1 protein-coding gene is annotated in these 227 nt (G+C 65.6%); it reads right to left on the bottom strand.

The window, feature by feature from the left end; all coding sequences use genetic code 11:
- Positions 1-227, bottom strand: a 227-nt coding sequence (locus IO30_RS41170; protein ID WP_245234263.1) for a heterodisulfide reductase-related iron-sulfur binding cluster, incomplete at both ends; no start/stop codon positions are given.

The raw sequence follows: 227 nt of genomic DNA on the forward strand, positions 1-227 counted from the left end.
GTCTTGACGGAGTCGAGGAGGAGCTGGGCGACGTCGACGACGGTGACGTGTTCCTTGGCCTGGCCGTCGTTCTTCTTGCCGTTGACCGAGTCGGTGAGCATGACCAGGCAGAACGGGCAGGCCGTGGAGACGATGTCCGGGTTCAGGGACAGGGCCTCCTCGACGCGCTCGTTGTTGATGCGCTTGCCGATCCGCTCTTCCATCCACATCCGGGCGCCGCCCGCACC

This window comes from Streptomyces xanthophaeus, from assembly GCF_000725805.1.
Classification (GTDB): domain Bacteria; phylum Actinomycetota; class Actinomycetes; order Streptomycetales; family Streptomycetaceae; genus Streptomyces; species Streptomyces xanthophaeus.